6 protein-coding genes and 1 pseudogene are annotated in these 9,661 nt (G+C 71.0%); 4 read left to right on the forward strand and 3 right to left on the reverse strand.

Annotation, left to right across the window (positions count from 1 at the left end; all coding sequences use genetic code 11):
* Together D7W79_RS32500 and D7W79_RS32505 are read right to left on the reverse strand one after the other, a co-directional pair.
* Positions 1–2,328: PAS domain-containing sensor histidine kinase (locus D7W79_RS32500; RefSeq protein ID WP_120529248.1), on the reverse strand; the 2,328-nt coding region annotated here is incomplete at its 3' end.
* Position 2,329: 1 nt separating this feature from the next.
* Positions 2,330–2,782, reverse strand: coding sequence for a response regulator (locus D7W79_RS32505; protein WP_276375522.1), 453 nt, complete (start codon positions 2,780–2,782; stop codon positions 2,330–2,332).
* A gap of 225 nt (positions 2,783–3,007) precedes the next feature.
* On the opposite strand from D7W79_RS32505, the gene D7W79_RS32510 reads away from it, so the two are divergent.
* From D7W79_RS32510 to D7W79_RS32520, 3 genes are read left to right on the forward strand one after another with little or no spacing between them, the layout of a single operon-like run.
* Positions 3,008–3,760: a sensor histidine kinase gene (locus D7W79_RS32510; RefSeq protein ID WP_120529250.1), complete on the forward strand. Its 753-nt coding sequence runs from the start codon at positions 3,008–3,010 to the stop codon at positions 3,758–3,760.
* 41 nt (positions 3,761–3,801) lie between these two features.
* The gene (locus D7W79_RS45910) at positions 3,802–6,300 is read left to right on the forward strand and encodes a response regulator (protein ID WP_120529251.1); all 2,499 of its coding nucleotides are present in this window, start codon (positions 3,802–3,804) and stop codon (positions 6,298–6,300) included.
* 50 nt (positions 6,301–6,350) lie between these two features.
* Entirely contained in the window at positions 6,351–7,202 is an 852-nt protein-coding gene (locus D7W79_RS32520) for a sulfotransferase domain-containing protein (protein WP_208729895.1), read from the forward strand.
* A gap of 19 nt (positions 7,203–7,221) precedes the next feature.
* Here the strand turns inward: D7W79_RS32520 and D7W79_RS32525 are convergent, their stop codons facing one another.
* The gene (locus D7W79_RS32525; protein WP_158617103.1) at positions 7,222–8,904 is read right to left on the reverse strand and encodes a S53 family peptidase; all 1,683 of its coding nucleotides are present in this window, start codon (positions 8,902–8,904) and stop codon (positions 7,222–7,224) included.
* A gap of 94 nt (positions 8,905–8,998) precedes the next feature.
* Here D7W79_RS32525 and D7W79_RS32530 point away from each other — a divergent pair.
* Positions 8,999–9,661 (forward strand): annotated as a pseudogene (locus tag D7W79_RS32530) (TOMM precursor leader peptide-binding protein); the annotation flags it as partial.

The following is a 9,661-nucleotide window of genomic DNA, read 5'->3' on the forward strand; positions in this document are numbered from 1 at the left end:
CTTCCGCACCACGGACAACCCGATGCCCGTGCCCTCGACCTTGTCGCGGCTCTCCAGGGTCTGGAAGATGCCCCAGATGCGCTCGTGGAACTCCGGGGCGATGCCCGCGCCGTTGTCGGCGACGGTGAACTCGTACTGCTCTCCCACGTCCCGCCACGTCACCTGGATGCGCGGATCCGGCCGGTGCAGGCGGGTGAACTTGATGGCGTTCCCGACGAGGTTGAGGAACACCTGCTGCAACTTCACGCGCTCGGCGCTCACCGTGGGCGCCCCCGGCTGCACCGCCACCTGCACCTCCAGCGGCGGGGCCAGCAGCTCCACCACCTCCTTGAGCAGGGCCCCCGTGTCCACCGGGGCCGGCTCGCTCAGCTTGCCCGCGCGGGAGTAGGTGAGGATGCCGTCGATGAGGGCCTCCATGCGGTGCACGCGGCCGTGCAGCCGCGTGATGAACTCCTGCGCCTCGGCGGTGAGGTTCGTGCCCACCTCCTCCTTGAGCCACTCCGCCAGGTTCGCGATGCCGCGCAGCGGCGCCTTCAAGTCGTGGGAGGCCACGTAGGCGAACTGATCCAGCTCGCGGTTGGACTGCTCCAGCGCCTGGGTGAGCCGCGTCAGCTCGCGGTTGCGCTCCTCCGCCTGCTGGCGGGCGCGCACCATGTCGGTGACCTCCACTGCGTGGGTCATCACGCCGAAGGTCTCCCCGTCCTCGTCGACGAGCGGCTGGTAGACGAAGTTGAAGTACGCATCGTCCACGCGGCCGAAGCGCTCGACCCGCACGGGCACCTCGTTCCCGATGAAGGGCTCCTTCGTGGCGTACACCTGGTCGTAGAGCTCGAAGAGCCCCTGGCCCGCCAGGTCCGGGAAGGCGTCCGGGATGGTCTTGCCCACCAGGGGCCGGTTGCCCGCCACCCGGGCGTAGCCCGGGTTGACGACCTGGATGACGTGCTGGGGCCCGCGGGCCACCATGATGGCGGCGGGCGCCTGCATGAAGACCTGGGTCAGCCGGTTGCGCTCCACCTCCAGCTGCTGCTCCAGGCGGTGCTGCTGGGTGATGTCGCGCAGGGTGAGCACCACACCCAGCAGGGAGCCGGTCTCGGTGTAGACCGGGATGGCGCTGCCCTGGACGCGCAGCCTGTGGCCGTCCGGCGTGCAGATGTTCCACACCTCGTGGAGGACGCGCTCCCCGCGCCCCGCCCGCGCCGGGGGCAGTTCGTCGGGGGAGAGCGGCGTGCCGTCCACCCGCTCCTGCCGGAAGGCCTGGGCGGCGAAGGGCGCGCCCACGTGCAGCCCCGGGAGGAGCGTGCGGGCCATGTCGTTGAGGAAGCTGATGCGGCCCGCCGTGTCGAAGGTGAGCACGGCGTCGGCGATGTGGCTCAGCATCGCGATGCGCTCGGCGGCCAGCGCTTCAATGCTCCTGCGCGCCAGCACCTGCTCCGTGGTCTCCACCGCGTGCGCCATGATGCCGAACACGCTTCCGCTCGCGTCCTTGAGCGGCTGGTAGACGAAGTCCGCGTAGAGGTCCTCCACCACCCCGGTGCCCTTGCGGTCCAGGCGCACCAGCGCGTCGTGCGCGATGAAGGGCTTGCCGCTGGTCCGCACGGTGTCGAGCAGCTCCAGGAAGCCCTGGTCCGCGATCTCCGGCAGGGCCTCGCGCAGGGGCTTGCCGAGCAGCTCCCGGTTGCCGGTCAGCTGCTGGTAGAGCGGATTGGACACGGTGAAGCGGTACTCGGGCCCCTCCAGCACGGCGATGATGGCCGGGGCCTGCATGAAGACCTCGTACAGCCGCTCGCGCTCCGCCCTCGCCTCCGCCAGCGCGCGGTCGCGCTCCTGGCGCGCGCGGACCTCCCGCGTCACGTCGAAGACGGAGACGAAGACGCCGCCCACCGCGCCCGTCTCGTCGCGGACCGGGCTGTAGCAGAGCGTGAGGTAGAACTCCTCGGGGTGGCCGTGCGGCGCGAGCGGATACATCCGCTCCTCGAAGTTGACCGTCTCCCCGTTGAAGATGCGCGGGTAGATGGCTTCGTTGATGTGCCACACCTCCGGCCAGCACTCCTTGTTGCCCTGTCCCAGGCCCCCGGGGTGCTTGCTGCCCATGAGCAGGCGGTACCCGTCGTTGTAGAACTGGTAGAGCTGCGGACCCCACAGGACGATGAGCGGGAACTGGGAGCCCAGCACCATGCTCACCGCGGTCTTCAGGCTCTGGGGCCAGCGCTCCGGGGGGCCCAGCGGATGCGCGCTCCAGTCCTTCTCCCGGTACAGCGCGCCGACCTCACCGCCATTGGGGAAGACCTGGGTCACCGTGTTCGTTCCGGGTGTCCGCTGCACGGCCATGTCAGGGCATCTCCACGAGGGTCCAGTACTTGTTCAGCGTGGCCATGACCTCCACGAAGTTGATGAACGTGACGGGCTTGAGCAGGTAGCCGGCGACGTTCAGGTTGTACGCGTCGATCTTGTCCCGCTCGTCCGCGGACGTGGTGAGCACCACCACGGAGGCGGTGCGCAGCTCCGGATCCGCGCGCAGGGCGCGCAGGAACTCCAGGCCGTTCATCTTGGGCAGGTTGAGGTCCAGCAGCACCAGCCGGCGCCCCTCGGGCACCTTGCCACTGCGCAGCATCTCCAGGCCCTCCAGGCCGTTGGTGGCGACGTAGAGCGGGTTGGCGATGTGGTTCTTCTGGAAGGCGCGGCGGACGTTCATCACGTCCACCTCGTCGTCCTCGATCAACAGGATGTGCAGCGTTCTGTCACCGGAGGTGGCGGCGGTCATCGGAGCCTTTCGAGCCTGCACGGCATCGCGACTCAGGAGGAGTCCGAGCGCGCGGGCATCTAGCGTTCGCTTCCGGGCGGATATCAGGCACCTTCGGGTGACTGTCTGCTTTCCGACGCGACCCTTTGTACGCCTGCTCGGGAGGGCGCCTGGAGAGTGTCGTCTACCCTTCACTCGGCGCCCATGGGTTGAGGGCCTTCGCACGGGGACGGTATTGCGGAGGACCCGTTGCGCGGTCCCCCCTCCATGGATGACTCCCTCAAGACAAAGGACGAACTCCTCGCCGAGGTCCAGGGCCTGCGCAAGGCCCTGCGGCAGAACAGCGCCGACCTCGACCAGTTCACCTACGTGGCCAGCCACGATCTGCGGGCCCCGCTGCGCGGCATCTCCAACCTGTCCCAGTGGTTGGAGGAGGACCTGGGACCGCAGGTGGGCCCGGGGGCGCGCAAGCAGCTGGAGCTCTTGCGTGGGCGCGTGCAGCGGATGGAGGCCATGCTGGATGGGCTGCTGGAGTACAGCCGCGCGGGCCGCGTCCGCCAGACGCCCGAGCCGGTGGAGGTGGGCCGGTTGCTCCACGATGTGATGGCGCGGCTTGCGCCAGGGCCTTCCGCGCGGCTGGAGACGGGCCCCGGGATGCCGGTGCTCGTCACGGAGCGCGCGGCGCTGGAGCAGGTCTTCCTGCACCTGCTCTCCAATGCCCTGAAGCACGCGGGCCGGGAGGACGTGCGGATCCGCGTGGAGGTGGAGGCCACCTCCGCCGTCCATCACTTCTCCGTCGCGGACGACGGCCAGGGGATCGCGCCCCGGTACCACGAGAAGATCTGGAGCCCGTTCCAGACGCTCGTCTCACGCGACAAGGTCGAGGGCGCCGGCATGGGCCTGAGTGTCGTCAAGAAGCTCGTGGAGGGTCGCGGCGGCCAGGCCTGGGTCCAGTCCGCCGAAGGCACGGGCACCACGTTCCACTTCACCTGGCCCGGATCCGAGGAACGCCTCGCGTGAGTGTCACCCCTGCCTCTCCTCCCTCGGTGGAAGTCCCCACCATGACCGAGCACCTCCGGCTGCTGCTTGTCGACGACGACGAGGTCGACCGGCTCCTGGTCCAGCGCCTGCTGGGAACGACCGGACTGTCGGTGGACGTGGTGGAGGCCGCGAGCGGGAGCGAGGCGCTGGAGCACCTGAAGGCGCGGCCCTTCGACGTCATCCTCCTGGACTTCTTCCTGCCGGGAGAGGACGGGTTCTGGGTGCTGCGCGAGCTGGGCAGCCGGGGCTCGCGCTCCCCCATCATCGTCCTCACCGGCCAGGGCAGTGAGCAGACGGCCGTCGAGCTGATGAAGGCGGGCGCGTCCGACTACATCGCCAAGGGCCGGTTGTCCGCCGAGCGGCTGGGGCAGAGCCTGCGCCAGGCCATGCGGCTGCACCTGGCGGAGCAGCGGCACCGCGCGCTCGCGGAGGCCCTGCCGCAGATCGTCTGGACGGCGGGCCCCGACGGCCGGCCCGAATACTTCAACCGGCGCTGGTACGACTACACCGGCCTGCCCCCCGTGTCTTCGCGGGAGGAGCGCGGGAGCACGAGCGCCATGCTCCCCCGGGACGTCGTCCACGCGGACGACGTGGTGGGCTGTCTGGGCAAGTGGAACGACAGCCGTCAGGCGGGGGCGCCCTTCGAGTGCGAGGGGCGCATCCGGCGCCATGCGGACGGCACCTACCGCTGGCACCTCATCCAGGCCCTGCCGCTGCGCAACGCGCACGGCCACATCCTCCAGTGGTTGGGCACCTGCACCGACATCGATGATCAGAAGCGCGCGGCGGAGACGCTGAGCTTCCTGGCGGAGGCGAGCACCATGCTCACCGCCTCGCTGGAGATGTCCGTCACGCTGGAGCGGCTCTCCGCGTTGATCCTCCCCCGGCTGGGGGACTGGTGCGCCGTCTACCTCCAGGACGACGACGGGCCCGTGCGCCAGGCGATGGTCGCCCACGCGGACCCCACCCGGGTGCCCCTGCTGCGCGAACAGCACCGCGCCTTCCCTCCGTCCGCCACCGCCAGCCACGGCGTCGCGCGGGTGCTGCGCACGGGAGTGCCGGAGCGCCTGCCCGAGCTCACCGAGGACGTCCTCCTGGAGGTCCTGGGCCCACAGGGCGACGACGAGCGGATCCGCCCGGGGTCGTGGATCATCGTCCCCCTGTGGGCTCAGCGGCGCGTCTTCGGCGCGCTGATGGTGTGCGCCTCCCCTTCGGGCCGCCGCTACGGCGCGCGGGACCTGGAGCTGGTGCAGGAGCTGGCGCGGCGGGCGGAGATCGCCATCGACAACGCGCGCCTGTTCGAGATGGCCAAGGCGGAGCACCTGGGCGCCGAGCAGGCCAACCGCGCCAAGGACGAGTTCCTGGCCGCGGTCTCCCACGAGCTGCGCACCCCGCTGATGGCGATGCTGGGCTGGACGCGGATGCTGCGCACGGGACAGCTGGGGCCGGAGAAGGCCGCCCGCGCCCTGGAGGCGGTGGAGCGAAACACGCAGGTGCAGACGCAGCTCATCGAGGACCTGCTCGACGTGTCGCGGATCATCACCGGCAAGATGCGGCTGGAGATCCGCCCGGTGAACCCCGCCGCGTTCATCGAGGCGGCGCTGGATTCGGTGCGGCACGCGGCCGACGCGAAGGGCGTCACGCTCTCCGCCGAGCTGCCCCCGGGCACCGGCTCCATCCATGGCGACGCGGACCGGCTGCAGCAGATGGTCTGGAACCTGCTCTCCAACGCCATCAAGTTCACGCCCCGGGGCGGCCAGGTCATCGTGCGCCTGCGGTGGGTGGAGGGCCACGTCCTCATCGAGGTCCAGGACACCGGCCAGGGCATCCCCCGGGCCTACCTGGGGCAGATCTTCGAGCGCTTCTGGCAGGTGGACGGAAGCTCCACCCGGAAGCATGGCGGCCTGGGATTGGGGCTGGCCATCGTGCGGCACCTCACGGAGCTGCACGGCGGCACCATCGAGGCGACGAGCGAGGGCGAGGGGCATGGCGCCCTCTTCCGGCTGACGCTGCCGCTGTCGGCCGCGGCGGCGTCGAGGGGAAGCCCGCCCCTGCTCCAGACCCAGGCGCGCCAGGATGCGCCGTCGCTCGCCCGGAGCGTGCTGGAGGGGTTGCAGGTGCTGGTGGTGGACGACGAGCCCGACGCGCTCGAGCTGCTCGCCGTGGTGCTGGAGAACCGCGGGGCCCAGGTCGTCACGGCCTCCAGCGCCCGCGACGCGCTGGAGAAGCAGCAGCTCCACCGCCCCCACGTCATCATCTCCGACATCGGCATGCCTGGGGAGGACGGCTACTCCTTCATCCGCAGGCTGCGCGCCCTGCCGCTGGAGCAGGGGGGCCAGACGCCCGCCATCGCGCTCACCGCCTTCGCGCGGATGGAGGACCGCACCCGGGCCCTGCTCGCGGGCTTCCAGATGCACGTGCCGAAGCCCATCGAGCCCGCGGAGCTGATCATCGTCCTCGCGTCGCTCACCGGACGGCATCCGCTGGTGGACGAGCGGGTGCGGGGACGCTCCGCGTAGTTTGCTATGAAGCCGCCATGTCCAAGGATTCCGCTGATTCCCGCCCTGTATTGAGGGCGGTTCTCAACGTCGTGGTGGGCTTCCTGGAACTGCTGCGCACGGTGCACCGGATCGTGTTCGACGCGGCCCGCTGGCTGCGGCTGCGCCACGTGTGGCTGAAGCCCCGGCCGGGGGACATCTACATCGCCACCTTCCCCAAGTCCGGGACGACGTGGATGCAGCAGATCGTCTACCAGCTCCTCACCCGGGGCCGCGGCGAGTACGACCACATCCTCCAGGTGGCGCCCTTCCTGGAGGAGCTGGTCCTCTCCCCCCGGGCCGAGCAGCTGCTGGATGGGCTGGAGAGCCCGCGCATCCTGAAGACACACACGAAGTACAAGTTCCTCCGGCCGCCGCCGGACTGCCGCATCATCTACGTGACGCGCGCCGCGCCCGACGCGCTGGTGTCCCGCTACACGCACAACTGCGTGATGACCGGCCTGCGCCTGGACTTCGACAAGTTCGTCCAGAAGATGCTGAGCAAGGACGAGTGGGGCGATCACCTGGCCTCGTGGTGGCCGCACCGCGCGGACGCGAACGTGCTGCATGTGCGCTACGCGGACCTTGTCGCGGACCGCGAGGGCTGCATGCGCCGCATCGGCGCGTTCCTGGGCGTGCCCGTGGCGGACGAGGACCTGCCCCTGCTGATGGAGAAGACGGGCTTCGAATACATGAAGCAGCACGACGCCCGCTTCGACCCGCGCACGGTGGTGTACGAGCCGAGGGAGCCGGGGGCGGGCTTCATCAACAAGGGCGGCGTGGGCCGGGGCAAGCCGGCGCTCAAGCCGGAGCACCGGGCCCGGATGGACGCCCGGTTCCAGGCCCTCCGCCAGAAGCTGGGCATCACCGAGGACGCCATCTGAGCGGCGCGGTGCGCGGGCGTCAGTGCTTGCGGCGCTGGAGCTTGCGCAGGCCCTCGAGCAGCGCCTCACCGTCCGGAGTGCCCAGGCCGGTGCACGCGTTCCAGAGCGTGTCGTGGCTCGCGAAGTACGCGCCGTTGCCGCCCTGGGTGATGCGGCGGACGACGGGCACGCCCTCGGTGACGAGCGCGTACAGCCGGGGGTGGAGGAAGCCCACGCGCTCCCCCAGCGCCTCGTTGAGGCGGACGATGAGCGCGGCCCACATCGGCGCGGCGGCGCTCGTGCCCGCGGCGACGCCCTGCTGGCCCTTGAAGACGATCTGATAGCCGGTGTGCAGGTCCGCGTTCGCCGCGACGTCCGGCACGCCCCGGCCCGTGCCGCGGGAGAGGTCGAAGACGCCGTTCTTCCACGACGACTTCACCAGGTCGGGCACGCCCATGCCGCGCTGGTACAGCGGCAGCGCGTTCATGGTGCTGACGCCGCCGCTGCTCGCGCCCGCTGCCGTGGAGGTGTTGCCCAGCGCGCCCATGGACATCGCCTCCCCCAGGCGGTTCCACACGCGCTCGTGGTGGAGGACGTCCCCCAGCGCTTCCAGCGTCGTGCCGCCGCAGCCCAGCACCAGCGCGCTGGCGGCGGGGTAGCTCGTCGCGGCCAGCGTGATGGCGCCGGTGGGCGAGTGGCCGTTGACGGGCACCTGCGAGCCCAGGTCTCCGGACGCGGCGCACACGGTGATGCCCAGGAGCGCCGCCTCGATGAAGAGCCGCTCGAAGGCCAGCTCCTCGCCCTGCTGGATGAGCGAGCCTTCATAGAAGGACCAGCTGGTGGTCAGCACCGAGGGCAGGTTCTCCCGGTCGCTGATGGCCTCCGACAGGACGCGGTGGTAGTCCCGCAGCGAGTAGTCCTTCGAGCCCGCGTTGTAGACGACGACGCGCGCGCCCGGACACACGGAGGCCACCAGCTCCACGTCCATGGTGACCTCCGCGTTGGAGGCGGTGTTGAGGGCCCCCGCCTTGTTGGGCCCCACGTTCACCACCGGCGCCGTGCGCTTGACGCCTACGGACTTCAGGTACGCCTCCAGGTCCGCCGGCTTGTAGCCGCCCGCCAGCTCGATGATGCCCACGCACTGGCCCTCGCCCTGGTTGCGGGGGTAGCGGTAGAGGTTCGCCACCTGGGGCGCCGTGTACGAGCGCACCCCGGCCTGCTTCGCCAGTTCGCGGGGCACGGGCAGCGTCGCGGCGTTGTGGATGACGAGCGGCCGGGTGTCCAGCCCGAGCACCCACTCCGCCACGCCCCGCAGCGCGTGAGGCAGTGTCACCGGCTTCGTGTGGGTCAGGTAGGACGTGTGCCCGTGGGTATAGCGCCGCAGGTCCACGCCGAAGGCCTTGCCCATGGCCACCGGGGTCCCCTGGAGGACCACGGAGCCCCGGGCGCGCTGCTCGGACACGACGCGCAGCGCGTGCTTCTTCGCGAAGGCGCGGACGGTCTTCAGGTGCTTCGGATCCGTGCCGTACTTCGCCTCGAACTCGTCGTGGGTGAGCGGGCGGCGCGGGGGATCCGCGCACAGCTGGGCCACCGTGGGCAGCGGCGAGCCGTGGCGCAGCACCAGGGTCACCTCCACGGTGCCGGTGGCGGCGCGGCTCCGGAGGGGGGGATGCACGGACTCCGGGGACACACGCGCGCTCTGCGCCAGGGGGATGCGGGGCATGCGCGGCTTTCTACCACGCGGAGTCCGGGCTCCCGGTAGCCGGGCCCCGTCATAGGCACGGGCGCGGGCCCCGGCTAGGCTCGCCCGCCTGCCCATGGACCGAGTCCTCCGCATCAAGCCCCACCTGCGCGCCGAGGTGCTCGACGCGCGGCGCGTGTTCCTCGTCGGGGAGCGCGCCCAGTTCCTGCTGGAGGGCGAGCTGCACGCGAGCATCGTGCCCCTGCTGGATGGCCAGCGCACCGTGGCGAACGTCATCGCCGCGCTGGCGGGACGGGCCTCCGCGCCGGAGGTGCTCTACGCGCTGTCGCTCCTGGAGGAGCGCGGGCACGTGGAGGAAGCGCATGACGTCTTCGACGACAGCGTCGCCGGCTTCTGGGAGTCGCTGGGCGTGGGCGCGGCGGTCGCGGCGGGGCGGCTCCTGGACATGTCCGTCGCGGTGCGCGCCGTCGACGGCGAGGACGGGGAGCGGCTGGCGGAGGCGCTGCGCGACACCGGCCTGGACGTGCGCGAGGACTCCGACCGCCACGTGCTGCTGGTGGACGACTACCTGTCGCACGAAGCGCTCGTGCTGGCCCGTGCAGCCCGGAGCGCGGGCGCCGCGTTCCTCCCGCTGAAGGTGTCTGGCACCGCTTGCCATGCGGGCCCGGTGGTGGGCACCGGCGAGCGCGCGTGCTGGACGTGCCTCACGGCGCGGCTGCTGGACAACCGCCCCATCGAGAAATACCTCGCGCGCAAGGGCACCCCACCCCAAGCCACC

Source organism: Corallococcus exercitus (assembly GCF_003611585.1).
GTDB classification, from domain to species: Bacteria; Myxococcota; Myxococcia; order Myxococcales; family Myxococcaceae; genus Corallococcus; species Corallococcus exercitus.

Coding starts and splice junctions, on each gene's coding strand:
- D7W79_RS32510 (WP_120529250.1), top strand. CDS start 3,008: ATGGATGACTCCCTCAAGACAAAGGACGAACTCCTCGCCGAGGTCCAG.
- D7W79_RS45910 (WP_120529251.1), top strand. CDS start 3,802: ATGACCGAGCACCTCCGGCTGCTGCTTGTCGACGACGACGAGGTCGAC.
- D7W79_RS32525 (WP_158617103.1), bottom strand. CDS start 8,904: ATGCCCCGCATCCCCCTGGCGCAGAGCGCGCGTGTGTCCCCGGAGTCC.